26 protein-coding genes are annotated in these 25,397 nt (G+C 67.3%); 12 read left to right on the plus strand and 14 right to left on the minus strand.

Features of this window, described 5'->3' with window-relative positions:
* Positions 1 to 979: hypothetical protein (locus tag BJG92_RS00450; protein WP_232082049.1), on the minus strand; the 979-nt coding region annotated here is incomplete at its 3' end.
* A gap of 472 nt (positions 980 to 1,451) precedes the next feature.
* The gene (locus tag BJG92_RS00455) at positions 1,452 to 1,880 is read right to left on the minus strand and encodes a PLD nuclease N-terminal domain-containing protein (protein WP_232082050.1); all 429 of its coding nucleotides are present in this window, start codon (positions 1,878 to 1,880) and stop codon (positions 1,452 to 1,454) included.
* 132 nt (positions 1,881 to 2,012) lie between these two features.
* On the opposite strand from BJG92_RS00455, the gene BJG92_RS00460 reads away from it, so the two are divergent.
* Entirely contained in the window at positions 2,013 to 2,372 is a 360-nt protein-coding gene (locus BJG92_RS00460; protein ID WP_232082051.1) for a DUF4229 domain-containing protein, read from the plus strand.
* Here BJG92_RS00460 and BJG92_RS00465 read toward each other — a convergent pair.
* From BJG92_RS00465 to BJG92_RS00485, 5 genes are all read right to left on the minus strand, one after another.
* Positions 2,369 to 3,250: a 1,4-dihydroxy-2-naphthoate polyprenyltransferase gene (locus BJG92_RS00465; RefSeq protein WP_232082052.1), complete on the minus strand. Its 882-nt coding sequence runs from the start codon at positions 3,248 to 3,250 to the stop codon at positions 2,369 to 2,371. The two genes, BJG92_RS00460 and BJG92_RS00465, sit on opposite strands and share 4 nt — an antisense overlap.
* Positions 3,251 to 3,298: 48 nt before the next feature.
* On the minus strand, positions 3,299 to 4,438 hold the full coding sequence (locus BJG92_RS00470) for an AMP-binding protein (RefSeq protein WP_232082129.1): 1,140 nt from the start codon (positions 4,436 to 4,438) through the stop codon (positions 3,299 to 3,301).
* 23 nt (positions 4,439 to 4,461) lie between these two features.
* Positions 4,462 to 5,415, minus strand: a complete 954-nt coding sequence (locus tag BJG92_RS00475; RefSeq protein ID WP_232082053.1) for a 1,4-dihydroxy-2-naphthoyl-CoA synthase — start codon at positions 5,413 to 5,415, stop codon at positions 4,462 to 4,464.
* A gap of 21 nt (positions 5,416 to 5,436) precedes the next feature.
* Complete coding sequence (locus BJG92_RS00480) at positions 5,437 to 5,877, minus strand: VOC family protein (protein WP_232082054.1); 441 nt, start codon at positions 5,875 to 5,877, stop codon at positions 5,437 to 5,439.
* A gap of 135 nt (positions 5,878 to 6,012) precedes the next feature.
* Positions 6,013 to 6,774: a CPBP family intramembrane glutamic endopeptidase gene (locus BJG92_RS00485; protein ID WP_232082055.1), complete on the minus strand. Its 762-nt coding sequence runs from the start codon at positions 6,772 to 6,774 to the stop codon at positions 6,013 to 6,015.
* Between the two features lie 163 nt (positions 6,775 to 6,937).
* Between BJG92_RS00485 and BJG92_RS00490 the strand changes: the two genes are divergently transcribed.
* Together BJG92_RS00490 and BJG92_RS00495 are read left to right on the plus strand one after the other, a co-directional pair.
* The gene (locus BJG92_RS00490) at positions 6,938 to 8,629 is read left to right on the plus strand and encodes an ABC-F family ATP-binding cassette domain-containing protein (RefSeq protein WP_232082056.1); all 1,692 of its coding nucleotides are present in this window, start codon (positions 6,938 to 6,940) and stop codon (positions 8,627 to 8,629) included.
* A 266-nt stretch (positions 8,630 to 8,895) separates the two neighbouring features.
* Positions 8,896 to 10,356, plus strand: coding sequence for an amino acid permease (locus tag BJG92_RS00495; protein ID WP_232082057.1), 1,461 nt, complete (start codon positions 8,896 to 8,898; stop codon positions 10,354 to 10,356).
* A 61-nt stretch (positions 10,357 to 10,417) separates the two neighbouring features.
* On the opposite strand, the gene BJG92_RS00500 is transcribed toward BJG92_RS00495, so the two are convergent.
* Positions 10,418 to 11,158: a dienelactone hydrolase family protein gene (locus BJG92_RS00500; RefSeq protein ID WP_232082058.1), complete on the minus strand. Its 741-nt coding sequence runs from the start codon at positions 11,156 to 11,158 to the stop codon at positions 10,418 to 10,420.
* 133 nt (positions 11,159 to 11,291) lie between these two features.
* Positions 11,292 to 11,468 carry a CsbD family protein gene (locus BJG92_RS00505; RefSeq protein ID WP_232082059.1) on the minus strand — a complete coding sequence of 59 codons (177 nt, stop codon included), beginning with the start codon at positions 11,466 to 11,468 and terminating at the stop codon, positions 11,292 to 11,294.
* A gap of 250 nt (positions 11,469 to 11,718) precedes the next feature.
* Here BJG92_RS00505 and BJG92_RS00510 point away from each other — a divergent pair, with 250 nt between their 5' ends.
* The 4 genes from BJG92_RS00510 to BJG92_RS00525 all read left to right on the plus strand — a co-directional run bounded on the left by BJG92_RS00510 (position 11,719) and on the right by BJG92_RS00525 (position 15,480).
* Positions 11,719 to 12,387, plus strand: coding sequence for a pentapeptide repeat-containing protein (locus BJG92_RS00510; protein ID WP_232082060.1), 669 nt, complete (start codon positions 11,719 to 11,721; stop codon positions 12,385 to 12,387).
* 137 nt (positions 12,388 to 12,524) lie between these two features.
* On the plus strand, positions 12,525 to 13,754 hold the full coding sequence (locus tag BJG92_RS00515) for an acetyl-CoA C-acyltransferase (RefSeq protein WP_232082061.1): 1,230 nt from the start codon (positions 12,525 to 12,527) through the stop codon (positions 13,752 to 13,754).
* Positions 13,754 to 14,599 (plus strand): enoyl-CoA hydratase/isomerase family protein, encoded by an 846-nt coding sequence (locus BJG92_RS00520; RefSeq protein WP_232082062.1) that lies wholly within the window; start codon positions 13,754 to 13,756, stop codon positions 14,597 to 14,599. The genes BJG92_RS00515 and BJG92_RS00520 overlap by 1 nt, the downstream gene beginning before the upstream one ends.
* Positions 14,596 to 15,480, plus strand: coding sequence for a 3-hydroxyacyl-CoA dehydrogenase family protein (locus tag BJG92_RS00525; RefSeq protein WP_232082063.1), 885 nt, complete (start codon positions 14,596 to 14,598; stop codon positions 15,478 to 15,480). Before BJG92_RS00520 ends, BJG92_RS00525 begins: the two co-directional genes overlap by 4 nt.
* Positions 15,481 to 15,489: 9 nt before the next feature.
* Here the strand turns inward: BJG92_RS00525 and BJG92_RS00530 are convergent, their stop codons facing one another.
* Positions 15,490 to 15,723: a DUF6480 family protein gene (locus BJG92_RS00530; RefSeq protein ID WP_232082064.1), complete on the minus strand. Its 234-nt coding sequence runs from the start codon at positions 15,721 to 15,723 to the stop codon at positions 15,490 to 15,492.
* Positions 15,724 to 15,750: 27 nt separating this feature from the next.
* Positions 15,751 to 16,191 carry an SRPBCC family protein gene (locus BJG92_RS00535; protein ID WP_232082065.1) on the minus strand — a complete coding sequence of 147 codons (441 nt, stop codon included), beginning with the start codon at positions 16,189 to 16,191 and terminating at the stop codon, positions 15,751 to 15,753.
* An 81-nt stretch (positions 16,192 to 16,272) separates the two neighbouring features.
* Between BJG92_RS00535 and BJG92_RS00540 the strand changes: the two genes are divergently transcribed.
* The 3 genes from BJG92_RS00540 (at position 16,273) to BJG92_RS00550 (ending at position 20,318) form a co-directional block, all read left to right on the plus strand.
* On the plus strand, positions 16,273 to 16,881 hold the full coding sequence (locus tag BJG92_RS00540) for a GNAT family N-acetyltransferase (protein ID WP_232082066.1): 609 nt from the start codon (positions 16,273 to 16,275) through the stop codon (positions 16,879 to 16,881).
* A 95-nt stretch (positions 16,882 to 16,976) separates the two neighbouring features.
* Positions 16,977 to 17,657, plus strand: coding sequence for a tyrosine-protein phosphatase (locus BJG92_RS00545; RefSeq protein WP_232082130.1), 681 nt, complete (start codon positions 16,977 to 16,979; stop codon positions 17,655 to 17,657).
* A gap of 9 nt (positions 17,658 to 17,666) precedes the next feature.
* Complete coding sequence (locus BJG92_RS00550) at positions 17,667 to 20,318, plus strand: S1 family peptidase (protein ID WP_232082067.1); 2,652 nt, start codon at positions 17,667 to 17,669, stop codon at positions 20,316 to 20,318.
* Between the two features lie 85 nt (positions 20,319 to 20,403).
* Here BJG92_RS00550 and BJG92_RS00555 read toward each other — a convergent pair whose 3' ends face one another.
* On the minus strand, positions 20,404 to 21,117 hold the full coding sequence (locus BJG92_RS00555) for a DUF4397 domain-containing protein (RefSeq protein ID WP_232082068.1): 714 nt from the start codon (positions 21,115 to 21,117) through the stop codon (positions 20,404 to 20,406).
* Between the two features lie 92 nt (positions 21,118 to 21,209).
* Entirely contained in the window at positions 21,210 to 21,626 is a 417-nt protein-coding gene (locus BJG92_RS00560; protein ID WP_232082069.1) for a PaaI family thioesterase, read from the minus strand.
* Positions 21,627 to 21,788: 162 nt separating this feature from the next.
* Between BJG92_RS00560 and paaZ the strand changes: the two genes are divergently transcribed.
* Both paaZ and BJG92_RS00570 read left to right on the plus strand, forming a co-directional pair.
* Positions 21,789 to 23,900, plus strand: a complete 2,112-nt coding sequence (gene paaZ, locus BJG92_RS00565) for a phenylacetic acid degradation bifunctional protein PaaZ (protein WP_232082070.1) — start codon at positions 21,789 to 21,791, stop codon at positions 23,898 to 23,900.
* 87 nt (positions 23,901 to 23,987) lie between these two features.
* Positions 23,988 to 24,395 (plus strand): VOC family protein, encoded by a 408-nt coding sequence (locus BJG92_RS00570; protein WP_232082071.1) that lies wholly within the window; start codon positions 23,988 to 23,990, stop codon positions 24,393 to 24,395.
* A gap of 89 nt (positions 24,396 to 24,484) precedes the next feature.
* On the opposite strand, the gene BJG92_RS00575 is transcribed toward BJG92_RS00570, so the two are convergent.
* Positions 24,485 to 25,330 (minus strand): DUF427 domain-containing protein, encoded by an 846-nt coding sequence (locus tag BJG92_RS00575; RefSeq protein ID WP_232082072.1) that lies wholly within the window; start codon positions 25,328 to 25,330, stop codon positions 24,485 to 24,487.
* Positions 25,331 to 25,397 lie beyond the last annotated feature (67 nt).

Genomic DNA, 25,397 nt, shown 5'->3' on the forward strand with positions numbered 1-25,397 from the left:
GTAGCTGAGGCGGTGCCGGGCCGTGGCTTCGGCCCTCCGCGGGGGTCCAGCCGCGCTCGCTCAGGGCTCCCCGGACGCGGGTCACGGCGCTGGGTTCCATCCCTGGCGCAAAAGGGGTCAGATCCCACTGGGTCAGGACCACGACTCGCCAGCCGGCATCCCTGGCATTCTCGTCGCGGAAAATGTCGCTGCGACGTTGGGCCGGGCTGGCGTGATGCCCGCCGTCGTACTGGATTGCCACTTTTTCCTTGTCATAGGACAAATCCGGGTCCTGGACCCAGCCGCCGGTACCGTCGAAAATCGGGGTGTTGATACCAGGCTCCGGCAGGCCATGGCGGATCAGAAGCAGACGGAGCTCCGTTTCCTTGGGAGAGTCGGTATCCGCCCGGATTTGGGCTAACGCCTGCGCAGCCCGGCGGTAACCAGGGCGGCCCTGCTTGCCGGCAACGTAGGGAACCAACTGCCGGACTGTGATCAGCGGGTTCTTCCGCCGCAGCAGGAAGTCCCCGGCGATCACGAGCTCTTCGAGGCTCAGGATGCCGGCAAGATCGAACCATGTCCGCAGCGGCGAGGTGCAGGTCACCGATCGGCCAACGGTGATTTCCTTGGGCTCGAGGACCTGCTGGTGGCCGACGACGCCCTGGCGCCGGACCGCGCGCTGCCCCGGCTGACCCGTCAGATGGATGACTGTCGGGTGGGCCAGGGACGAGGGCAGCGGAAATCCCCACAGCGCGGCCGCAGAGGTGTGGCTGACGACGGCGCCGGTGACGGCGGTCAGGGCCCGGGCCCGCTGCAGCAGGCCGTCGCCGGCGCCGGCACTGGCCCGGGCGCCGGCACCGGCCGCGGCCCGCACTCCGTGACATGGGCTGACCAGATCCCCGGCGCGGGTCCGACGTCGGCTCAGGCCGGCGCCGCGCGCCTGGGCGACGGTGAAGGGCTGGTTCAGGAGTTGCTGCGGAAGCTCGCTTGGGCGGCGCATAAAAGCATTGTGCTGCCGTATGCCGCGGCCGCGGCGGTTATCCACAGACCGGGGCCACTGTGGGGGACTAGTGGGGTCCTCGGGTCTCGGTCCGCGCCGGCGTCGGTTTGCCGAAGACGGCCGCTACGTTGGCTCGGAATCCGGCCGTATGTGGCAAATGGGCGGTAGTCGGCCCGCCGCGGTGCCAGGGGACCGCGGGAGGACCTCGGGAGTACCGGGCTGCGACCAACGGCGACCGCTGCCTCGGTCCGCGCCGGCGTCGGTTTGCCGAAGACGGCCGCTACGTTGGCTCGGAATCCGGCCGGATGTGGCAAATGAGCGGTGGTGGGCCCCCGGGTGGGCCAGGGGACCGCGGGCGGAGCGCGGTGCGGGATGCGTTGTGCGGCCCGCGGGTGTGGGATGCGCGCGGCCAAGGCATCGGCCAAGGCATCGGCGGGTGCGTCGGGACGGTGCGTCCCGGCAAGCAAGGCGCTTATTTGACCTCGTCGGTGCCCTGTGCGCCGGCGTCGCCGGACCCGTGGGGGTCAGCCGTGCCGGAACCGGGGCCGGATGAGTCTGTGCCGCCGTCGATCTTGCGTTCCTTGGCGTCAAACTCATCCTTGAGCTTCTTGAGCCGGTCGTCCGCGGCCTGGTTGCGGCGGCGGATCTCGAGGTTGCGAAGGAAGTCCGGATCGTCATCCGGGGCGAGAGGGTGGCTGTACGTGACAGCAGCCGGGCCGGTACTGCGGGGCCGGCCGATCAGGAACCACAGGACCGCGCCGATCACCGGAATGGCAATCTGCACGACGATCCATGCCGGCTTGGAGATGCCCCTGGTCTGGCTTGAATCAGTGCGGCTCACGTCGATCAGTCCGTAGACAAATACGACGAGAACGGCGACGGCGACCACTACACGGAGCATGTATTCAGTCTAGCCTCCGGCCGAGTCTCACGGGCAGTGTCCGGCGTCCTCCCGGGCGTCCGGCCCGGGACAGGGCAGCCGGCGGCGGACCCGGTGGGCCGCGCCCCCGGGCAGGACCGCTAAACTGGGGGTGTGGCTTTCCTGAAATACTCCCTCATCCGGCTGGCGCTTTTCGCGCCCTTGTTCGCGCTGTTCCTCTACGTGCAGCTGGGCTGGTTCCTGGCCGTCCTCTGCGCGGGCATGATGGCCTTCGCCATCAGTTACCTCTTCTTCCAGAAGCAGCGCGACGCGGCGGCGGCAGCGCTCCACTATCGCCTCTCGGGCAAGGCCAGGCCGCTGCGCAGCGCCGGTGAAGTGGCCGACGCCGACGCCGAGGACCGCCTCGTCGACGCCCACCCGGACATCACCGTTCACAAGGACAGCCGGCCCAAGGCCTCCGGGCCGAAGGACTCCGGGAACCCGCGGGACTCCGAGGACCCGCGGGCCTCCTAGAAGCCGCGGCTCAGGACCAGACCCAGCGAGAACAACACGGCATAGCCCAGGTTGATGAGCCCGGTCTGCTTGAGCACCGGGATCAGGCTCTTACGGCGCCGGCCTGCGATCATGAGCCAGGCCGGCATGAGGCAGGCCGGGATCAGCAGCAGCACAATGAGCATCCAGGGCCGCGCCGGGGCCAACACAATGGGCAGCAGGATTGCGACGGCGAGCATCAGCACGTAGCTTTCCCGGGCGTGCCTGTCTCCGAGCCGCACTGCCAGGGTCTTCTTCCCGGCCTTCCGGTCGGTGGGGATGTCGCGGACGTTGTTGGCCATCAGCAGGGCGCAGGCGATGAGGCCGGTGCCGATCGCACCGATGATGGCAGCGAGACTCAGCTGCCCGGCCTGGGTGTACGTGGTGCCTAGCGTGGCCACAAGCCCGAAGAACACAAAGACAAAGATGTCCCCCAGGCCAAGATAACCGTACGGATTCTTGCCTCCGGTGTACCCCCACGCCGCGAGCACGCAGCCGATGCCCACCAGGATCAGCCACCACGTCTGCGTGATGACCACCAGCGTCAGGCCGAACACCATGGCGAGCCCGAACGCAGCGAACGCGGCGTACTTGACCTGGTCAGCCTTCGCCGCGCCGGACCCGACCAGCCGCAGCGGGCCCACCCGGTCCTCGTCGGTGCCGCGGATGCCGTCCGAGTAGTCGTTGGCGTAGTTGACGCCGATCTGCAGGAGCAGGGCCACGAGCGCGGCGAGCACGGCGTTCAGGAGGATGAACGAATACATCTCATACGCCGCCGCGGTGCCGATCAGCACCGGCGCGATCGCGGCGGGCAGGGTGCGCAGACGGGCGCCTTGGATCCATTGTGCGGCTGTGGCCACGGTCAGTACCTCGTGTTGGTTCGGCGAAACCGGGAGTGCCCGGACTATCTATTTTCCCTGATGCAAGTCGATGAGACGGACAGTCATGCCCAGCCGGTCCGGTTTCCCGTTGGGCAGCCGCAGGAGTTCCCCGGCTGCCAGCACCGTCTTGGGCGCGAGCTGACCCAGTACCGGACCCCAGGCTGCGCGCCGGCGGAAGCCCGCGAGGCCCGCCGGTGAGCTGTCCGCGACCGAGACGTAGGCTGCCAGGGCCTGTCCCCACTCGGCGGAGGGGACGCCGGCCACGAAGGCCGCCAGCACGCCGTCGAGCTTCTCCAGCTCAGCCTGGACGTGCGCGGCCGAGACTTTGACGCCGCCGGTGATGACGACGTCGTCGGCCCGGCCCAGCACGGTGAGCCGGCCGTCGTTGTCCAGTTCGCCGAGGTCGCTGGTCCGGTACCAGCGGACACCGTCGTCCTCGACGAACGTTTCCGCTGTGAGCTCCGGGGCGTCCAGGTACCCGGCCGCGATGGTGGCCCCGCCGAGCAGGATGCGGTTGCCGTCCGCCACGCGGACCAGGACGTCTTCGAGCGGGAAGCCGTCATACACGCAGCCGCCGCAGGTCTCGGCCGACCCGTAGGTGGTCACCACCCGCACCCCCGCGTCCCGGGCGGCCGCAAGAAGCTCCGCGGACGCGGGGCCGCCGCCGAGCAGGATGGCGTTGAAGCGGCGCAGCACGGCCAGCGTTTCGGCCGACGGCGAGTCCAGCAGCCGCTGCAGCTGGGTGGGCACCAGGGAGGTGAACCGGATCTTGTCCGTAAGCTCCAGTGCCGCGGCCGTGAAGGCTTCCGGGGTAAAGCCGCCGGACAGATCCATGGCCCACGGGCGGGTGCCGGCGAAGAGCGAGCGGACCAGCACCTGGACGCCGGCCACGTACTGCACGGGGAGGGCCAGCAGCCACTGGCCCTCGCCCTTGAGCGCAAAGGCCGTGGCCACGGACGAGGCCGCCAGGGCATCAACGGTGAGGACGGTTGCCTTCGGCGCGCCGGTGGACCCGGAAGTCCGCACCACGACGGCTGCGTCCTCGATGCCGGGCGTTTCGGGGAACGCCAGCACCGGTGAGCCGTCCGGCCCGGCAGAGAGTTCGACGGCGGGCCCCTCGCCGTGGAGGGCGGCAGCCAGCGCCTTGAGCGCGGGCTCGATGTTCATGGCTGCGGAAGTCACGGCGCGCCTTAGAAGTAGTAAGGGAAGTTGGACCAGTCGGGGTCGCGCTTTTCGAGGAAGGCTTCCTTGCCCTCGACGGCCTCGTCGGTCATGTACGCCAAGCGGGTCGCTTCGCCGGCGAAGACCTGCTGGCCGGCCAGGCCGTCGTCGGCGAGGTTGAACGCGAACTTGAGCATGCGGAGGGCCTGCGGGGACTGCCGGGCGATGTCCGCGGCGTATTCCAGGGCGACGTCCTCGAGGCGCGCATGGTCCACGGCCTCGTTGACGGCGCCCATCCGGACCATGTCCTCGGCGGAATATTCGCGGGCCAGGAAGAAGATCTCGCGGGCGGCCTTCTGGCCGATCTGGCGGGCCAGCAGCGCGGAGCCGTAGCCGGCGTCGAAACTGCCCACGGTGGCGTCCGTCTGCTTGAACTTTCCGTGCTGGCGGGAGGCGATGGTGAGGTCCGAGACCACATGCAGGGAGTGCCCGCCGCCGGCTGCCCAGCCGTTCACGACGGCGATGACCACCTTCGGCATGGTGCGCATGAGCCGCTGGACCTCGAGGATGTGGAGCCGGCCGGCGCGGGCCGGATCGATGGTTTCGGTCGTTTCGCCGTCTGCATACCGGTACCCGTCCCGGCCGCGGATCCGCTGGTCCCCGCCGGAGCAGAACGAGTGGCCGCCGTCCTTGGCGGAGGGGCCGTTGCCGGTGAGCAGGACCGTGGCAACGTCCGGGGTCATCCGGGCGTGGTCCATGGCGCGGTAGAGCTCGTCCACGGTGCCGGGGCGGAAGGCGTTACGGACCTCGGGGCGGTTGAAGGCGATGCGCACGGTGGGCAGGTCCCGGACCACGGCTCCGTCGGCGGAGCGCTCCACCTGCCGGTGGTAGGTCATGTCCTGGAAGTCGTCGAAGCCGGACACGCTGCGCCACCGGGCGGGGTCAAAGACGTCGGATACCTTGGCGGGGATTTCGTTGCTCACAGTCCGAGTCTAGTAATCGGCTCAGCTGATGCAGAACTCGTTGCCTTCCGGGTCCGCCATGGTGTGCCAGGAATGCGGTCCCTGGCTGGCGGTCCAGAGGAAACTTGCGCCGCGCGCCTCGAGGGCCTTGCGGACCGCGTCCTTGTCTGCGCCCGCGAGCCGCACGTCCCAGTGGACCCGGTTCTTGACCGTTTTTTCTTCCGGGACAGTCTGGAACAGAATGCGTCGTTCCGGGGACGCGGCGTCGAGTTCATGGGGTGGCCGGATGGCGGCGCCGGCCCGCCAGACCAGTTTCCCGTGGTGCAGGGTGGTCTCCTCCTCCGTCGCGAAGCCCTGCCCGATCATGGAGCGGATGAAGTCCTCGTCCTGCGGCTCCACGGCCCAGTCCAGGGTTTCGGCCCACCAGTCGGCAAGCTCGTGCGGATTCGCGCAGTCCACGGCGATCTGGATGTTCAGTGTCATGGAAAGAACCTACGACGTCGGGGCCCGCGCCGGAAGGTACCCGCGGAAGTTACCGCCGCCTCCACACAACGCGGGGTCACGTAGCGCCGGTCCAAGGGCCCGGGACGGGCGCTAAGTGACCCCGCGTTGCTTCGGCTAGCCCTGGACATTCTGGAGCTGTTCGAGGACATCCGGCGGGATCGCATAGATGAAGATGACCGCCAGCAGGTTCTTCGAGGCATGGACGAAGTAGGAAAACATCACGTTCTTGCCGGTCCACACATAGACAAAAACCAGGACGGCGCCCATCGCAAGATACGGCGTCAGCGCCGGCAGTGTCAGGTCCTCCTGGCCGACGATGTGCAGGGCGGCGAACAGCACCGTGGACAGTAGGCAGCAGATCCAGATGTTCACCCGCCGGCTGAGCTTGCCGATCAGCAGGTGGCGGAAAATGTACTCCTCCACGAAGGGGCCCACGATCACCAGCAGCGGCACCATCAGCCAGGCCGGCACCTGCTGCATGAGGGCCTGCAGGCCGGCCTGGTTCACGGACGTCTGCACCGGCCCGCTGCTTGCCACCAGGACCGCCGTAAGGATCATCATGGCCAGGAGGGCCAGGGGAACCATGAGCAGCGTGAACCATGGTCTGGTGGCGAGGACCCGCAGATCCCGCGCGACGACCTGCCGGGCGGCGGCCAAGGCGAGGGCGCCGATGGTCCCGTAGAAGATCAGGTTCACCGCGTAGGAGGCCACGGCAGGGTTGGGTGATAACTGCAGCATCAGCGGGGCGATCAGATTGCCGGCCACGGCAAAAAGCGTTGCCACGGCCACATAGAGACCGGCGGTGGTGAGATCAAGCCGCGAGAACCGGTACAAGTCCGGCCGCGGCGCTGGAGGTATGCGGAGAGCGGTTCCCATGCCTCCAGCCTAGCGCCGGGAAAGGACGCGCGGGCCGCCATCGATTTGTTGATCTGTTCAGGCCCCACCCGACGGCGGCCCGGCGCCGTTACGGGTCTCCGGTGTCATACTTGAGCACGCACGCCGCCGCCGGGCAGGCTTGGCACCTACTTGCGAGGAATCCTTGAGCGAACATCTCCGACTTTCGGGCGTCTCCCATGGTTACGGGGACCGCCAGCTGTTTGCCGGCGTCGACGTATCCATCACCGCCGGTGAACACGTGGCAATTGTCGGCGAAAACGGTGCTGGCAAGTCCACGCTGCTCAGGATTCTGGGCGGGCTTGAGGCGCCGGACGAGGGCGCCGCCGTCAGCCAGGGCCGGGTGGGCTACCTTGCCCAGACCCTTGGCCTGCCTGATTCGTTGACCGTGCGTAACGCGATCGACGCCGCCCTGGAGTCGCTGCGCGCCATGGAGGCCGAGCTGGACAATCTGGAGCACGGGCTGGCCGGGGCGGAAGCGGACGAACTGGAGCGCTACGGAAACCTGCAGACGCAGTACCAACTCAGGGAGGGGTACGCCGCGGAATCCCGGGTGGACGCTGCGCTGGGCAGGCTTGGCCTGGGCGGACTGGACCGGGGGCGGACCTTGGGTTCGCTCTCCGGCGGGGAACAGGAGCGTGTGGCCCTGGCCTGTGTACTTGCAGATCCCGCGGACATCCTGCTCCTGGACGAACCCACGAACCACCTGGACGCCAGCGGCACGGCCTGGCTGGAGGCCCGGCTGGCCGCGCACCGCGGAACCGTGGTGGTGGTGTCCCACGACCGCGTCCTGTTGCGCAAAGTGGCCTCAACCGTGGTTGAAGTGGATGCCGAACGCCGGACGGTCAACCGGTATGGGAACGGCTATGAGGGCTACCTGCGGGAGAAGGCTGCCGAACGCCAGCGCTGGGTGCAGCAGTACCACGGGTGGCTGGCGGCGATGGCTGCCGAACAGCTCCAGGCGGACACGGTCGCGGGGAGAATGGGTTACGCCCGCCAGCGCGACGGGGACAAAATGGGGTTCGACTTCAAGGCCGGCACGTGGCAAAAGGCAGCCACCAGTAAGGCCCGCAACGCCCAGGAGCGTCTCCGCCGGCTGGAGGCACACCCCGTTGACCGCCCGCCGGTGCCCCTGAAGCTGGCAACGGATCTGGTGACGGAGGTTGCTGCGGGACCCGCACTTGAAGCCAGGGGAGTGACCGTGCCCGGCCGCCTGGAGCGAACGGATTTCCGGGTGGAAGCCGGGCAGAAGATCCTGATCACGGGCCCCAATGGCGCAGGCAAGTCCACGCTGCTGTCCGTCCTCGCGGGCACGCTGGAAGCAACCGAGGGCAGTGTGGTCAGGCACGGCCGGATCGGCTCCCTGCAACAGGAGTTGGAACTCCCGCGGCGCCCGGCGCTGCGTCTTTTGCCTGCTTTTGCCGAGGGCCTGGGCGGAAACATCGATGAGCACGCCGAGGCGCTGCTGCGGCTGGGGCTCTTCCGGACCAGCGAATTCCACGTTCCGGTGGGCAGCCTGTCCGCGGGCCAGCAAAGGAGGCTGGCGCTGGCCAGGCTCCTGCTGGGTGGCTTCGGGACGATGCTGGTGGATGAGCCGACCAACCACCTGGCGCCGGTCCTGGTGGAACAGTTGGAAGCCGCCCTTTCGGATTTTGCCGGGACGCTGGTTATGGTCAGCCACGACCGGGCCCTGGGGGACTGGTTCGACGCCTGCGCCCGGCGCAGCGGAACCCGGCGCAGCGGAACCGGGGGACGCGGAACCGGCCAGGGAGCCGAGACCGGAACAGAGGCCGGGAAGTGGCTGCGGTTTGCCATGCGCGACGGCTCCCTGGCATAAGGGACGCAAAAAGCCGGGATTCGGTCAGTCAGACAGAACATTGTTCGGTCTCGGGACCGAATTAGCACCATTAATGAGGGATATCACCCGTCTGATGTTGTCCGCGTCACGGTCCTGCCGGGGATTCCAGTACGATGGATGAGCCGCGCGAGCTTCGACCTTTGTGAGGTTCGGTACTGGGTGCTGGCCCGCAGGGGCTCGACCCGACTTGTTTTTACCCGAACCCACGGTCCTTTCCGGCCATCCCCGACCCACAAGGAACAGCTGTGCCATCACTTACCCCCACTGAACTTAAGAGCGCGCCGGAGCAATCCACGGTCGTCGACTCGTCCCTCAGCGCCGAGGGCTACAAAAAGACCCTCAGCGGCCGCCACGTGACCATGATTTCGATGGGCGGCGCCATCGGTGTCGGCCTCTTCATGGGAGCCGGCGGACGCCTGGCCTCGACCGGCCCGGCGCTGATCTTCTCCTACGCCATTGCCGGCGTCATCGCCTACCTGCTGATGCGGGCCCTCGGCGAGCTCATCATGTACCGCCAGACCTCGGGTTCCTTCGTCAGCTACGCGGGCGAGATGTTCGGGAAGAAGGGCGCCTTCCTGTCCGGCTGGATGTACTTCATCAACTGGGGCATGACCGGCATCGCGGAATTGATCGCCATCGGCCTGTACTTCCAATTCTTCTTCCCCAACGTGCCGGTCGAAGCGTCCGCTATTGCAGCGCTCGCACTCCTCGTCGCCGTCAACCTGCTCAGCGTCAAGGCGTTCGGCGAGTTTGAGTTCTGGGCCTCCTGCCTCAAGGTCGGCGCCATCCTGATCTTCCTCACCGTCGGCACCTTCATGGTGGTCACAAACGCCCAGGTGGGCAACGGCCACGCCTCCGTGGCAAACCTGTTCCACGAAGACGGCGGCATGTTCCCCAAGGGCGCCCTCGTCATGGTGCTCGTCCTGAACGCCGTCATTTTCGCCTACAACGGCATCGAACTCGTCGGCATTACCGCCGGTGAGATGCAGAATGCCAAGCGTGAAGTGCCCAAGGCGATCCGCGCCGTCGTGCTCCGCATCGTGGTCTTCTACGTCGGTTCCGTCCTGCTCCTGGCCATGCTGCTGCCCTCGGACCAGTACAAGGCCGGCGTATCGCCGTTCGTCACCGTGTTCGGCCAGATGGGTCTCGGCTGGGTGGGCGACGTCATGAACATGATCGTCATTACCGCCGCGCTCTCCTCCTGCAACTCCGGTCTCTACTCGATCGGCCGCGTCTTCCGCACCATGGCCAACAACGGCCACGCCCCGCAGTGGCTGACCAAGATGTCCTCGCGGCACGTGCCGTACGCCGCGATCCTGGCCATCGCAGCGTTCTACCTCGTGGGCATCCTGCTGAACATCTGGCTGGGCGGTTCGCACGCCTTCGACCTCGCGCTCAACACCGCCTCCATCGGCGTGATCTTCACGTGGGGCGCCATCTTTGCCAGCCAGATCGCGCTCCGGCACCAGAAGGGCCGTGTCTCCAGCCTTCCGATGCCGGGATCGCCTTGGACCAGCTGGGCGGGCCTGATCGCGCTGCTGGCCATCACCGTGCTGATCGGCTTCGACACGATGACCAGCAAGGCCGGCGAGGTCTTCCACCTGGGACTGTGGACCCTCGCGACGGTCCCCTTCTTTGCCCTGCTGCTGTGGTTTGGCTGGCAGAAGGTCAAGAACAACGAGCCCAAGAGCGAGCTGTTCAGCTAGCTTCTGGACTGACGACGGCGGCGGTCACCTTCACCGGGTGGCCGCCGCGGCTCGTTAACGCTTAGCCCTTCAGATGCTTGGCGAAGTGGTCCTCGATCCGCTGCCAGGCCTCCGGCGCGGACCGGGGGTCCGGCCCCACGCCCATGACCCGGAACAGCGGGCGCAGCAACCGGGGGCCGCTCTCCGCATCGTTCAGGAAGCCGTGCCCTGCGGTCGCGAACTCCTTGATGTCGTGTTCCACGCCCAGCCGGTCCAGCACCGCTCCCAGGTTCGCGGCTGCGCCGGGCAGGGAGCGGTCCTTCGCACCGAAGTTGGCCACGATCGGGCACGCTCCGGCGAGCTCGGTGTCCGGGTCCTTCGGGGTCCGTCCGTAGTTGACCGCCGCCGCGTCGAAGTGGTCGTTGGCCAGCAGCAGGGCGAACCCGCCGCCCATGCAGAAGCCGATCACCCCCACCTTGCCCGTCGAGCGGCCGGAGTCCAGCAGCCAGTCCCGGGCGGCGGAGAGGTCCGTGAACGCCCTGCCCTCCCCGGCGGCGAGGGACCGCATCGTGGCGACGAGGCAGCGGCGGGCCCCGCCGTCGCTGAACAGATCCACGGCCAGCGTCAGGTAGCCGGCGGCGGCCAGCCTGTCCGCGTGGCGCACCGTGGAGTGGTCCAGGCCGAAGGCCTCATGGATCATCAGGACCGCCGGGAAAGGCCCGGCCCCGTCCGGTTCGGCCAGATATCCCCGGAGCGTCCGGGAAGCCCCGGCGCTCCGGCTGGCTGCGGTGAGGTCAACATTGCTCAAATCGGGTACGGTCACGGCTGGTCCCATCATGGTCGGTGAGGACATACTGGCAGACCAGCGCCCGGGCAGAGGCATGAAACGCGGGCACACGAAAGCGGCGGCGGACATCCCCCAAAGGAATGTCCGCCGCCGCTGCTTTTCTTAAGGACTAATCCTTCTTGAAAGCATCCTTGACGTTTTCGCCGACCTTCTTGGCGTCTGCGACGACCTGGTCCTTCTGGCCCTCGGCGCGCAACTGGTCATTGTTAGTGGCGTTTCCGGTAGTTTCCTTGGCCTTGCCGCCGAGGTGCTCCGCTTCGTTCTGAATCTTGTCTCCGATACCCATGGTGTAGGCCACCTTTCGTTTCCGGTTGAAATTCTACGTAAATCCACCATAACACAAAGCATGCTTACTAATTCAGGGGGGCCGCGGATTGTTTCTGCTGGGGCTCGGTGCCGGTACTTGTGGCGTGAAAAATCCCCGCCCGCCGGACTAGGCTCGAAGCCATGGTTCACACAGCAAACCTGATCGGGCGCATCGGCGCCGCGGCGCACAAGGACCCCGCGGAAATCGCGGCCAAAGCCGGGTCGCACTGATGGCGGCGGCTGCCAGGAATCCCAAGATTACGGTTCCGCGGCTCACCCCGGTCCGCCTCGAGGAACTCCGGTTCGATCCCGCCCCGGATTTCCAGCGCGGGCAACGGTACGACGGCGTGCGGTACAGCCGGGTTTCCGCCGACGATCTGGAGCTCAGCGGCGCCGACTTCGCCGAGTGCCATTTCGAGGGCGTGTCCTTCAACGAGACCCAGCTGCGCGGCGCCACCTTCCGCGACTGCGTCCTGGCGGACATGTACGCCCCCGTGTTCACGGCGGCGCGGAGCACCCTCAGGGACGTCGAGATCGTCAACCCGCGCTGGGGCTCAGCGGAGCTCTTTGAGAGCGGCTGGCAGTCGGTGCGGATCGACAGCGGAAAGCTCGACTACGTGAATCTGCGCGGCGCCAAACTCACCGACGTTCAGATCAGTGACTGCATCATCAACGAACTGGACCTCGGTTCCTGCGCCGCAACCAGGGTCGCGCTCAAGAACTGCACCATCGGAACCCTGGACTTGGGCGGCGCCAAACTGAAGGACTTCGATCTCCGCGGCACGGACTTCCGCGTGATCAGCGGCCTGGGCAATCTTTCCGGTCTGGTGATCGACGACTACCAGCTGACACTGCTGGCCCCGCTGCTTGCCAGCCACCTCGGCGTCGTCGTCGCGTAATGCGGCGGAGTCTGGTTGACCCCCTTGCGCCGCCATGTAATCTTTATAGAACGAACGGTCGGTAAATTAGCGCTGCTTAGTCGACGATAGTTGCCGCCGCGGATGACAGTGACGTTTATCGCGTGAAGGGTGTACCCATGGCATCAGCAGTTGCAGGACCACAGGCATTTCTCGTAGGGGGCGCCCGGACTGCGGTCGGCCGGTACGGCGGCGCCCTTTCCGCGGTGCGCCCCGATGACCTGGCCGCCCTCGTGGTCCGGGAGGCCGTGGTCCGCGCCGGCTTGGACCCGGAGTCCATTGACGAGGTAATCCTGGGCAATGCCAACGGCGCCGGCGAGGAAAACCGCAACGTCGCCCGGATGGCCACCCTCCTTGCCGGCCTGCCGTTGCACATCCCCGGCATCACGGTGAACCGTCTGTGCGCGTCCGGCCTGAGTGCCATCATCATGGCCAGCCACATGATCAAGTCCGGCGCCGCGGACATCGTGATAGCCGGCGGCGTCGAATCCATGAGCCGGGCCCCCTGGGTGCAGGAAAAGCCGCGGACCGCCTTCGCGAAGCCCGGCGACATCTTTGACACCTCCATCGGCTGGCGCTTCGCCAACCCGCTGTTCAAGAAGGGCGAGCTGTCCCGGGACGGCAAGATGACGTTCTCCATGCCGGAAACGGCCGAGGAAGTTGCCCGGCTGGACGGCATCAGCCGCGAGGACGCCGATGAATTCGCCGTCCGCTCCCACGAACGCGCCCTCGCCGCCATCGCCGCCGGCCGCTTCGCGGAGGAAATTGTCCCCGTGACCGTCAAGACCCGCAAGGGCGAGACGGTCGTCGACACCGACGAGGGCCCCCGGGCCGGCACCACCATGGACGTCCTGGCCGCGCTCCGGCCCGTCGTCGCCGGCGGTTCGGTGGTGACGGCCGGAAACTCCTCCACCCTCAACGACGGCGCCTCCGCCATCATCGTGGCCTCCGAGGCCGCCATCGAGCGCCTCGGCCTCACCCCCCGCGCCCGGATCATCGACGGCGCCTCCGCAGGCTGCGAACCCGAAATCATGGGCATCGGACCGGTCCCGGCCACCCGGAAGGTGCTGGCCCGGACCGGACTCAGCGTCGGCGACCTCGGCGCCGTCGAACTCAATGAGGCCTTTGCGACCCAGTCCCTGGCCACCATGCGCCGTCTGGGCCTGGATCCGGAAATCGTGAACCGCGACGGCGGTGCGATCTCCCTGGGGCACCCGCTGGGTTCGTCCGGCTCCCGGATCGCGATCACCCTGCTGGGCCGGATGGAACGCGAGGATGCCTCCATCGGCCTCGCCACCATGTGCATCGGCGTGGGCCAGGGCACCGCGATGCTCCTGGAGCGCGTCTAGTGGCGGCCGCGGGGACGGCGCTCAACCCAGCGGACTTCCGCACGCTCAAGATCGAGGAGCGCCGGGACCGGGTGGTGGTGCTGCTCAACCGCCCCGAGGTCCGCAACGCGATCGACCAGCAGATGGTGGACGAACTCCATCAAGTCTGCGCCGCCCTCGAGCGGGACCCCAGGGTGCTCATCATCGCAGGGACCGGGGGTGTCTTTGCTTCCGGTGCCGACATCGCCCAGCTGCACGGACGCCGCCGCGACGACGCCCTGCAGGGCATCAACTCCGCCATCTTCGCCCGGATCGCCAAACTGCCGATGCCGGTCATCGCTGCCCTGGACGGCTTCTGCCTGGGCGGCGGCGCCGAACTGGCGTACGCAGCGGACTTCCGGATCGGCACGCCGAGCGTGCGGATCGGCAACCCGGAGGCGGGCCTGGGCATCCTCGCCGCGGCCGGCGCCAGCTGGCGCCTCAAGGAGCTCGTGGGGGAGCCCAAAGCTAAGGAAATACTGCTCGCCGGGCACGTGCTCCGCGCCGATGAGGCCCTGGCAATCCACCTCATCACCGAAATCCACGAGGCGCCCGAGCTCATGGAGGCGGCCCATGCACTGGCGGACCGCGTCGGCAAACAGGACCCCCTGGCGGTGCGGATCACCAAGTCGGTGTTCCACGCCCCGGCCGAGTCACACCCCCTCATCGACCAGCTGGCACAGGGCATCCTCTTCGAATCCCAGGCCAAGTTCGACCGGATGCAGGCTTTCCTCGACAAGAAATCCGACACGAAATCCGACACGACATCGGCCACGACGTCCGCTAATAACGCCGACCAGGCCCCAGACCGGAAGCAGCCATCATGAGCAACTCCCTCCCCGCGAACCTGCCTGCCACTGCCCTTCCCGAGTTCGTCGGTGTACTCGGCGGCGGACGGATGGGTGCCGGTATCGCCCATGCCTTCCTGGTCAACGGCGCCAACGTCCTCGTCGTCGAGCGTGACGAGGAATCCGCCGAGGCCGCCCGCGAACGGGTTGAGTCGGCAGCCGCGAAGAGCATCGAACTCGGCGCCACCGACGCCAACCTTGACGAGATGGTCTCCAGGCTTTCGGTATCGGTGGACTATGACGATTTCAAGGACCGCCAGCTGGTCATCGAAGCGGTTCCAGAGGACTGGGACCTGAAAGTCGCCTCCCTGCAGGGGATCGAAGACCGGCTCTCTGCCGACGCCTACCTTGCCTCCAACACGTCCTCGCTCTCCGTCAACGGACTTGCCCGCGAGCTGAAACGGCCGCTGAACTTCCTGGGACTGCATTTCTTCAACCCGGTTCCGGCATCCGCCCTGATCGAGGTGGTGCTCGGCGAGCACACCTCCGCGCAGCTGGCACGGGCAGCCCGCGGCTGGGTCGAGGCACTCGGCAAGACCGCCGTCGTCGTCAATGACGCCCCCGGTTTCGCGTCCTCACGGCTCGGCGTAGCGATTGCCCTCGAAGCGATGCGCATGGTGGAAGAGGGTGTGGCCTCCGCCGCGGACATCGACAATGCCATGGTCCTGGGCTACAAGCACCCCACCGGTCCGCTCCGAACTACTGACATCGTGGGCCTGGACGTCCGGCTGGGCATCGCCGAGTACCTTGCCTCGACACTGGGCGAGCGCTTCGCCCCGCCGCAGATCCTGCGGGACAAAGTCGCCCGTGGAGAACTCGGCCGCAAGAGCGGCAAGGGCTTCTTCGACTGGCCCGAGTGAGCGGAGAGGCTAGCTGAGGATCCCGACGATGTAGCCGACAAAGAAGAGCAGCACGAAGATCACCACGACTGCGATCATGAGGATCCAGAGGTATTGGCCGAAGCCACGGTCCTCGCGGATGCGCGGCCCCTGCGGTCCCACGGAGGTCCCCTCCCCGGGCGGTGTCTCACCGGGCGGCACGCCGCCGCCCGGCTCCAGGCCGGTGAGGTTGTTCTCCAGGGGGTCCGGATTCTGGGAAGTCACAATGTGCTCCTGTTACAGCTCGGGCCGCTACTGCGACGCCTGTGAGTCGAGGGCTTTCTTCATTCCGGCCATGGCCGGGTCGGCGAGTGACTGGAAGGCCGGTTTCGCGAACGGTTCGGCGATTTTGCGCCATCCCTTGAGCGTGAACTCTGCCGTGTACTTGACTTCACAACCGGTGCCCGACGGCGTCACCTCGATCGTGTCCACCGACACGACGGACGTGTTTTCGCCGCGCAGCTTAACGTGCCGGGCAGTCAGTTCCAGCACCTTGTAGATCAGCGTTTGGCGCTTGCCGCGGAACTCGGCTTCGGCATGATATTCGTGGCCTACTGCAACCGGGCCGTCCGAAAGTTTCCGCACCACGGGGGTTCCCGGATCCCATTCCGGGGTGTGTTCGAATGCCGAGAGGTAGGCGAGGGCCTTCGTGGCCTCAAGGGAGGAACGGAGCGAGCGTTCGATGGTGATCATGGCAACAGCCTAGTCAGTACGCTGCGGGTTATCACAGGGGCGTCGGACCCGACTCCCCGCGGGGCACCCTAGGATTATGCCGTGACGTTCTTCGAACCAATCACCCTCCGGGGTGCACGCGTCGTCCTGGAGCCGCTGAGCCCGGACCACCATGCCGGCCTGGTCGAGGCGGTGCTCGACGGCGAACTCTGGAGGCTCTGGTATACGTCCGTCCCGGCGCCCGACGCGATGGCAGCCGAGATTGACCGGCGGTTGGCGCTCCAGGCGCAAGGCTCGATGCTGCCGTTCACGGCCCGTCTGGTCGATTCCGCCACGGGCGGCCCGGGCCGGGTGATCGGCATGACCACGTACATGAACATTGATACGGAAACTCCCCGCGTGGAGATCGGCTCCACCTGGAACGCCGCGTCCTCGCACGGCAGCGGCAGCAACCCGGAGTCCAAGCTGCTGTTGCTGGCACACGCCTTCGATACTCTCGGCTGCTCCGCGGTCGAGTTCCGCACACATTGGCTCAACCACCAGTCCCGCGAGGCTATTGCCCGGCTGGGCGCCAAACAGGACGGGATCCTGCGCAGCCACACCCGGAGCGTCGACGGTGCGCTCCGGGACACCGCGGTGTTCTCGATTCTCCAGCACGAGTGGCCGATGGTCCGCAATGGGCTTGAATTCCGGCTCGCGAAGCAGCGGTAGCCGCCGGGCGCGACGCCGGCGTACCCGACAGCACGAGGCTGTCGCCTGCCCGGTCCCCGTGGTTAGCTGGCAGGGTGGAAGAGTCCTTGCAGCCGATGGAATGGGACGGAGCGGTCAACGCCTGGCACATCGCCGGCAGTGTCTTCCGCATGGGCCGGCGCGAGTGGCTCACCGAGGCGGGCTGGCAGCAGGCGTACGACGGCGGCGTCCGCACGGTGGTGGACCTCCGCAACCCGGAGGAGCGGCGGCGCCGGGACAGCGATCCTTCCGTGAGCGCCGAGACGATGGCCGCGTTCGACGTCGTGCTTTCACCCACCGAGGACCCCCATGACAGCGAGTTCCGCAAGTTGTGCGTCCCGTACCTCAACGATCCGGCGCACTATGCGGACAATGCCCGGATTTTCCCGGACAGGCTGGCCGGAGTCTTCAAGGCCGTGGCCGCGGGGCGCGGCGGCGTCGTGATCCATTGTTCCGCCGGCCGGGACCGCAGCGGAATGATTGCGGCCATGCTCCAGGACCTCGCCGGAGCGGGTGAGGAGGCCATTGTGCGGGGGTACGAACGCGCTGTGCGGGGCATCAACGAACACCACCGGGTGTCGACGGTCCCGCACCCGCACGAGCGTTATCTGCCGGAGGACGTTCTCGCACCGCTGCTGGAAATGCGGCTGGAAAGCCTCCGGCGGTTCGTTCGCCACGTAAAGACGAGGGATTTTCTGCGCCACAATGGCATAACGGACCGGGAGCTGACTGCCATTCTGGCCAAATTGGGGCGCTAGAGTAACCGGGTGAAGACTCCGACGTATCAGCTGACAGTGCGAGCGGTCGCGGCTGCCGCCATCGCGCTCGCGGGATCGTTCTACTCCGTTCCTGCCCTGGCCGAGGCCGGGGGGACCGAACCCGGGCCGTCGGCCTCGCCGTCGGCGACCTCCAGCCCGGCTGCGGCGGCACCGGAGCAGGCTCCGACGACGGCCGGCACGGCAGTCGCTCCGGGAGGGACGGCTCAGACAGTGCCGGGAATCAGCGACGCCGGACTCGCCGAGGCCGTCCAGCGCGACCTGGGCATGACACTCGAGGAATTCAACGCCGCCGGCCAGCTGGGCAGGACCGCCGCGGACGCTGTGCCCTCCCTGCGGGAGCTGCCCGGCTACCTGGGCATGAGCCTGCGGGACGGCAAAATACTCGTCGAAGGCAATGGCCCTGAACTGCAGGCCCGGGTGGATGAGCTGAACGGGGCCGGAACAGCCGTGTTCACGCTCCTGCCTCCGGCAGCCGCACCCGCGACTACTCCGTTAGAGGCTCCGACCGCTGCTCCGACCCCCACTCCGACCGCTGCTCCCTCGGCTGCCGATCTGGTGGCGTCCAGCACCGAGCAGCTCTTCCAGGCCTACCTCCGCGAGGTGGGGCCGGCCGGGCTGCAGGCGGTGGCCTACTCCGGGGGTAGCTTCATCATCCGCACCGGTGGCACAAATACAGCAGAATCAGTCCGGTCCCCGGCCCCGGACCAGCGAACCGCGCTGGCGACGGACACCGCGGCGCCCGGCAAGATGTCCGCGGCCGACTTCGTGGCCCGCTACGCCAACGTCCAGCTGGAAAAGGGCGCCGCGATCATCACGGAAGCCCCGGTCACATCGGACATCTTCGGCGGGCAAGGTTACGTCACGGACGTCAACACAATCTGTTCCGCAGGCTTTGGCGCATTCGAGCGCACGACGGGCGAGCCGACTATCCTGACGGCCGGCCACTGCGCCGAAGACGGCGTCAGCCGAGCCACGGAAGTTGAGCCCGCAAGTTCGTCGACGGCTGGAGGCTCGACGACGGCCCTGACGCGCCCGCTCGCCGCGCTTGGAACCTTCGGGTTCAGCCAGTTCGGTGGCCCCGGCAACTCAGTCATCACCGGCACGCAGGACAGCCCCGGCAACGTCGGGACCGACATAGCAGTCATCGAGGGACTTGCGCCGGGCGTCAACGTGCGGCCTGCCGCCTCGAAGTGGGACAACGTCGCCAACCCGGATTTTTCCGCCGTTAAGATCATTGGAAAGACCGCGCCATTCCAGGGCCAGTCCGTATGCCGGTCGGGGCGCACTACTGGCTGGAAGTGCGGCACCGTCGACTCGGTCGGCATCTGGGTAATCCCGGGGCCGAAGAGCCTACCTCCCCGCTACGACAACGACCTCCGGGCGGTCCATGCCTTCGATTCGACCTCAGTTAAGTCAAGCGGGGGCGACTCCGGCGGCCCCTGGATCAGCGGGAACTTCGCCGTCGGTACGCACACCGGAGCCGAAAAAGCGGACACCTCGCAGCTTCGTGCCATCGCCTCAACCCTGGAGGATGCGCTGGCGCAGGTCCCGGGCTTCGAGCTCCAGCTGTTCCTGAACAAGCCCGAGCTCGTGGCGCCGGAGAACCGGACTTTCAGGGCGGGGCAGGACATCCCCGGCCGAGTCCCGGCTGCCCCGGCGTCGGCCGTCGCAGCCAACTCGAAGGTGCTCATCACAGTAGAGGGGCAGGCGCCGGTGGAGGTACCGGTTGACGGTGCCGGAAACTGGGCGCTCCCTGCACAGGGAACCGCCGGCCGGGTGAACTTCAGCGCGGAGACCGTGAACGGCTTCAGCCGGTCGGGCGCAGCTTCCTTCGCCGTCCAGGTCTCTGACCTCGACGCGCCGGTAATCACCATGCCGGCGGATTCGGCAGCCCTGAAAGCCGTCACCCGCGTCGACGGCACGGGAACCCCCGGGCTGACGGTAAAACTGACGGGCGACATCACGGGATCTGCCGTCGTTACGCCGGACGGCCGCTGGAGCATCCCAGTCACCGCGCCCGTCTATGGCCAGATCGCAGTGCACGCAGTGCAGACCGCTCCGTCGCACCTGGACAGCCCCTCCATGACCCGGAACTTCACTGTCACCCCGGCTGCTCCTGCCGTCGCCTCGATCGTCGACGGCGTCCACCTCAGCCAGGACGCCCTGCCCGAGACGATCTCCGGAACCGGAGTCGACGGCGCCGACGTGAGCGTTTCGGTCGACGGGGCGCCGGTGGGTGCTGCCCAGGCCGGGGCCGGTGGTGCCGGCGCCGGGGCACGCGCGGTGGTCCGCTCCATGCTTCCGCAGGTCCTGGTGGCGGGCGGACGCTGGAGTGTTCCGTTCCCCTCAGGCCTCGCAGTGGGCACCCACACCCTTGCCGTAGCCCAGTCCGTCGACGGAATCGCCTCGGCCCCGCTGCTGCTGAGCTTCTCCATCGATGCGCGGGTGGTCCTGCCGGCGGCCTCCTCCAGCCAGCCTGAGCAGGCCAGGGTCCTTCCTGTGGGCTCCGGGCAGCTGCCCAACACCGGTGCGGGCTCGGTCCTGCCGGCAGCGGGCCTGGCGGGCGCATCGCTCCTGCTCGGCGGTGCCCTGCTGGTGCTGGGGCGGCGCCGGGCCCCCAAAGCCGTGCCGCTGGGTTAGACCTCCTTCGGCGGGACAACGAAGGGCTCCAGCCGGGAAATCCCGCCAGGAGCCCTTCATCCCTCAGAGCAACTATCCGGTTGCCTCAGTCGTCGTCGCTGTCTCCCCGCCACTTGGCGGAATCGACCACCTGTACTGCGACACCCAGGTTGTTGTCCGCCAGGCTGCCCCAGGCGTAGACGATCGTGTTCTTGCCCTTGGTGACCGGTACATCAGCCGGGCCGATCAGTGGCTCGGTGGTTCCGGCGGCCGCGACGGAAGCGGAAACCGTTCCGGCGTTAAGCGTTAGCACCTTCTGCCCGGGATTTTCGAGCCCCTTGATCACCGGGGTTCCGCCGGCCAGGATATCGACGGCGGGCGCGGCGGCTACGTGCCGGACGGTGAGCTTGCCTTGACCCTTGGGGCTGGCGGAGGTGTTGTTTTTGAAGAGGGTTGCGGTAGGCGCCCCGGAGGCGTCCAGGTGGGCTACAGCGGTGTAGTTGCGCCCTTCCTTGAGCTTGACCTCGACCGGTCCGATCACCGGGTTTTCGGCGCTCGTGGCGTCTGCGGCCGTGATGGCGATCTTGTAGCTGCCGTCATCGAGCTTCAGCGGTCCGGCGAGGGTGCCCGGGGCGAAGTCGTCCAGGGTGAGCTTGCCATTCACCCACACGTCCACCGTGAGGCCGGGAACGCCGTGGAGGACGGACAGCAGTGCGTCGTCGTCGCCGTCGTCGTGCCTGTCACTGGCCTGGGCCGGGGCGGCGAAAACTAGCGCGGCCAGCATGGTCAGGGCCGCGCCTGCATAAACGGTTTTGCGCATTTCAGACTCCTCGTTAAGTTGCCCGTGGTGGTGGGCGGTGATGTGCTTACACCGTTACTACCGGACGTGAGGGCCCTTTGGATGCAGCCGGATTAGTTCTTTCGGTCCAACAACAGGTTGGTGATCCGCAGCGTGCACAGCCGCTCGCCGGCCTCGTTGGTGATCAGCACCTCGTGGGTGGTCACGGTGCCGCCGAGGTGGATGGGCGTGGCCGTGATGGTGATGAGCCCCTGGCGGGCGGACTTGTGGTGCGTGGCGGAAACGTCCACGCCCACCGCCGTCTTGCCCAGGGTGCTGGCGTGGATGACCGCGGCCCAGGAGCCCACCGCCTCGCCGACCGCCAGCGAGGCGCCCCCGTGCAGCAGCCCGAAAGACTGGCGGTTGCCCTCCACCGGCATGGTCGCCACCACGCGTTCCACCGATTCCTCGACGATCTTCACGCCCATCTTCTGGTCCAGCTCGCCGAGGGTGATCTTCCACAGCTCGGTATTGCGCGGCTCGGGCGTCATAGCGTCTCCTCTGTGGCCGGAAAGCCGTGGGCCCGGGCCTGTCTGTGCTGCCGCAGCTAGTGTGCGGCAGGCCTCATTCATGTACTGTAGTCATATTACCGAACGGACGGTCAGTAATGCTGGCCGTGTTGATCTTGCCCCTGTTGGAAGGACCCGTCAACGATGACCACCACTGCAACTGCTCCGGAACCCACAGTAGACACTGCCGGGATCGTTCCCAGCTTCATCAGGGATTTCTGGTGGACCCCCGACGCCGGCTCCGCAGCCGGCGCCGCGTCCGTCCTGGACGCGAGCACGGGTGAACTCCTCGCCAGGGTGAGCACCGAGGGACTGGACCTTGCCGCCGTCGTGGACTACGGACGCACCACCGGCCAGGCGGAACTCGGAAAGCTGACCTTCCACCAGCGCGCGCTCAAGCTCAAGGAGCTTGCGCAGTACCTCAACGGCCGGCGCGAGGAGTTCTACGCACTGTCGGCGCAGACCGGCGCCACTAAAATCGACTCGATGGTCGACATCGACGGCGGCATCGGCGTGCTCTTCACGTTCGGCTCCAAGGGCCGGCGTGAACTCCCCAACTCCCAGGTGATCGTGGACGGCCCCATGGAGGTGCTGTCCAAGGACGGTTCCTTCGCCGGCGAGCACATCTACACCCGCATTCCGGGTGTCGCCGTGCAGATCAACGCCTTCAACTTCCCGGTCTGGGGCATGCTCGAGAAGCTGGCCCCCGCCTTCATCGCCGGCGTGCCCACGATCGTCAAGCCCGCCACCCCCACCGGCTACGTCACCGCCGCTGTGGTTAAGGCGATCATCGAATCCGGGATCCTGCCCAAGGGTTCGCTGCAGCTGATTTCCGGCTCGGTCCGCACCATGCTGGACCACCTCGACTACCGCGACATCGTGGCCTTCACCGGCTCAGCCTCCACCGCCAACACGCTCAAGTCCCACGCCAACGTGGTCAAGGGCGGGGTCCGCTTCACCTCGGAAACCGACTCCCTGAACGCCTCGATCCTGGGCCCGGACGCCGTCAGGGGCACCCCGGAATTCGACGCCTACATCAAGTCCCTCGTCACCGAGATGACCGCCAAGGCCGGCCAGAAGTGCACCTCGATCCGCCGGGCCATCGTCCCGCAGGAGCTGGTGCAGGATGTTATTGCCGCCGTGGGCGAGCGGATCCGGGAGCGTGTTGTCATCGGAGACCCGCGCGCCGACGGCGTCACCATGGGCGCCCTGGCTTCCCTGGAGCAGCTCGCCGACGTGCGCGCAGCAGTCCAGGCCATGCTCGACGCCGGCGGCGAACTCGCCTACGGCACGCTCGATTCGCCCAAGGTCACCAGCGCAGACGGTACCGTCGGCGTCGTCGACGACGGCGCGTTTATGTCCCCGGTTCTCCTCAGCTGGGCCGATCCGGACGCCGAGGAGGTCCACTCGCTCGAGGCCTTCGGCCCGGTATCGTCGGTGATCGGCTACACGGACCTGGCCGACGCCGTCCGCCTCGCCGCCCGCGGCGGCGGCTCACTCGTCGCCTCGGTCTGCACCAACGATCCGGCCGTTGCCCGCGAACTCGTCACCGGCATCGCTGCCCACCACGGCCGCGTGCACATGCTCAACCGCGAGGACGCCCGCAGCTCCACCGGCCACGGCTCCCCGGTCCCGCACCTGGTCCACGGCGGCCCGGGCCGGGCCGGCGGCGGGGAAGAGCTCGGTGGCATCCGCTCCGTCCTCCACCACATGCAGCGCACCGCCATCCAGGGCTCGCCCAACATGCTGACCGCCGTCACGGGCGTCTGGCACACCGGCGCGGACCGCAATTTCACGCTCGAGACCGAAGGCCAGCACCCGTTCCGGAAATCCCTGGCCACGCTCCACATCGGCGACGCCATCCGCTCCGGGCTGCGCGAAGTGACCCTGGACGAGATCACCAAGTTCGCCAACTCCACCGGCGACACCTTCTACGCCCACACCAACCAGGCGGCCGCCGCGGCCAACCCGTTCTTCCCGGGCATCGTGGCGCACGGCTACCTCCTGCTCGCGTGGGGCGCCGGGCTGTTCGTGGAGCCCGCGCCGGGTCCCGTCCTGGCGAACTACGGCCTGGAAAGCCTGCGCTTCATCACCCCGGTGGCCGCGGGCGACTCCATCCGGGTCACGCTGACCGCCAAGAAGATCACCCCGCGCGAGACCGACGAGTACGGCGAGGTGGCCTGGGACGCCGTCCTGAGCAACCAGAACGATGACCTCGTGGCCACCTACGACGTCCTCACGCTCGTAGCCAAGTAACGGACGCTCGCCGCCTCCCGGAGCGCAGATTGGCAGGCTCTTTCCGTCCCGCTCCGGCGTAGAATTCTCAACGTAGGAGGTGGCGAAATGACCCTAGTATTGAACAAAGCCACAACCGTCTTGCCCGTGGATGACCAAGAGCGTGCCCGGCATTTCTACGCGGACACGTTGGGGCTCCCGCACCGGGGCGTGGCAGATGACGGAAGCGAATTGTTTGGCTCAGCCGGCGGCCCGATGCTGCAGCTGATGCACGTCGAGGATGGAAAGCATTCAGAGCACACCACCCTGAGTTTCGAAGTCAGCGAGATCGAAAAGACGGTCCGGGAGATGGAGTCGAAAGGGGTCCAGTTCCAGGACTACGACCTCCCGGATCTCAAGACCGAGAACCACATTTGTACGACTAATTCCGAGAAGTGCGCCTGGTTCATGGATTCCGAGCACAATATTCTCTGCGTGCACGAGAACATCACCGCGGTGGCTGACTACCAGCTCTGAGCGGAAGTTCCTGACACCTGCGTCGTCAACAGCGCCCCGGCCTACCGGGGCGCTGTTGTTGCGGTTGGTCCCGGGTCCCGGGTCAGTGGTCACCGGTCCGGGCGGGACCAGGGCGAGACGGGCCGGGGCTGCAGGACACCTGCCACGGTCAGGTCCACCCGCTCGTTGAAGAAACTGATCAAGCCGTGGATCTGGGCGGCATCCTGGAAGCGCGTGTCGTAGCTCCAGGCGATGTTCCGGCCGCTTTCCACGCCCGGATAGCTCCAGTAGCGGGCTTGCCCTTTGTACGGGCAGACGGTCAGCTTCGGGGTCGCCTCCATGAGGTCCAAACGCACGTCCCCCGGCGGAATGTAGTAGCGGACCGGGAGCATCGTCTCGTAGAGAAGTTGCGCGCCGTTGGTGCGGGCCAGCGTGACGCCGTCGAGCGCTACCTGCACTTCCACGGACGATGCGCGGATATCAATCCGGTGGAACGGGTCCCTCGGGTGGCCGATGATTTCCTCGTCGTCCTCGAGCCAGTCGAAAGCCGCGAAATCCAGCACCACATACCCGGCCAGGTCCGGGTCTTCGGGGCGGAAGGCGGCCCGTGAGGCTGTAGCGGTGGCCGTGACGACGTCGAGTTCCTCGCCGGGTGAGGTGTGCATTCCGAAGCCTGTGCTGGGGTCGAAGTTCGACGGGGGAGCGCCCTGCCCGAGTGTGAATGGATGCTCCTCAAGGGGTGCCTTGGGTAGTTGCGGAGCGGCCAACCCGGCCTGCAGTTCCGCCTCCGGCACGGCGAAGATCGGGGTGATCCGGTTCGGCTCCCAGATGAGGTAGGCGTGCAGGGTGTCTACGACGGTGTTCCCGCCCAGGCTCGCGCGGACCCGTTTGGCGGTGGGTTGGTAGCGCAGCTGGGCGAAGGTCGAGAAAAATACGGTGGATAGTCTCGTGGCCATGTTCCCAGCGTGGACGCCGGGGTCAACCGCGTCAACGGTTCAGGGCCGGGAACCCGGCAGCGCTGCC

This window comes from Arthrobacter sp. SO5 (genome assembly GCF_020532805.1).
Classification (GTDB): domain Bacteria; phylum Actinomycetota; class Actinomycetes; order Actinomycetales; family Micrococcaceae; genus Arthrobacter.

What these genes read in the sequence shown, in the direction of transcription:
- BJG92_RS00455 (WP_232082050.1), bottom strand. Translation starts at nt 1,880, where the DNA reads ATGCTCCGTGTAGTGGTCGCCGTCGCCGTTCTCGTCGTATTTGTCTAC.
- BJG92_RS00470 (WP_232082129.1), bottom strand. Translation starts at nt 4,438, where the DNA reads ATGAACATCGAGCCCGCGCTCAAGGCGCTGGCTGCCGCCCTCCACGGC.
- BJG92_RS00480 (WP_232082054.1), bottom strand. Translation starts at nt 5,877, where the DNA reads ATGACACTGAACATCCAGATCGCCGTGGACTGCGCGAATCCGCACGAG.
- BJG92_RS00485 (WP_232082055.1), bottom strand. Translation starts at nt 6,774, where the DNA reads ATGGGAACCGCTCTCCGCATACCTCCAGCGCCGCGGCCGGACTTGTAC.
- BJG92_RS00505 (WP_232082059.1), bottom strand. Translation starts at nt 11,468, where the DNA reads ATGGGTATCGGAGACAAGATTCAGAACGAAGCGGAGCACCTCGGCGGC.
- BJG92_RS00510 (WP_232082060.1), top strand. Translation starts at nt 11,719, where the DNA reads ATGGCGGCGGCTGCCAGGAATCCCAAGATTACGGTTCCGCGGCTCACC.
- BJG92_RS00515 (WP_232082061.1), top strand. Translation starts at nt 12,525, where the DNA reads ATGGCATCAGCAGTTGCAGGACCACAGGCATTTCTCGTAGGGGGCGCC.
- BJG92_RS00525 (WP_232082063.1), top strand. Translation starts at nt 14,596, where the DNA reads ATGAGCAACTCCCTCCCCGCGAACCTGCCTGCCACTGCCCTTCCCGAG.
- BJG92_RS00535 (WP_232082065.1), bottom strand. Translation starts at nt 16,191, where the DNA reads ATGATCACCATCGAACGCTCGCTCCGTTCCTCCCTTGAGGCCACGAAG.
- BJG92_RS00545 (WP_232082130.1), top strand. Translation starts at nt 16,977, where the DNA reads ATGGAATGGGACGGAGCGGTCAACGCCTGGCACATCGCCGGCAGTGTC.
- BJG92_RS00555 (WP_232082068.1), bottom strand. Translation starts at nt 21,117, where the DNA reads ATGCGCAAAACCGTTTATGCAGGCGCGGCCCTGACCATGCTGGCCGCG.
- BJG92_RS00560 (WP_232082069.1), bottom strand. Translation starts at nt 21,626, where the DNA reads ATGACGCCCGAGCCGCGCAATACCGAGCTGTGGAAGATCACCCTCGGC.
- paaZ (WP_232082070.1), top strand. Translation starts at nt 21,789, where the DNA reads ATGACCACCACTGCAACTGCTCCGGAACCCACAGTAGACACTGCCGGG.
- BJG92_RS00570 (WP_232082071.1), top strand. Translation starts at nt 23,988, where the DNA reads ATGACCCTAGTATTGAACAAAGCCACAACCGTCTTGCCCGTGGATGAC.
- BJG92_RS00575 (WP_232082072.1), bottom strand. Translation starts at nt 25,330, where the DNA reads ATGGCCACGAGACTATCCACCGTATTTTTCTCGACCTTCGCCCAGCTG.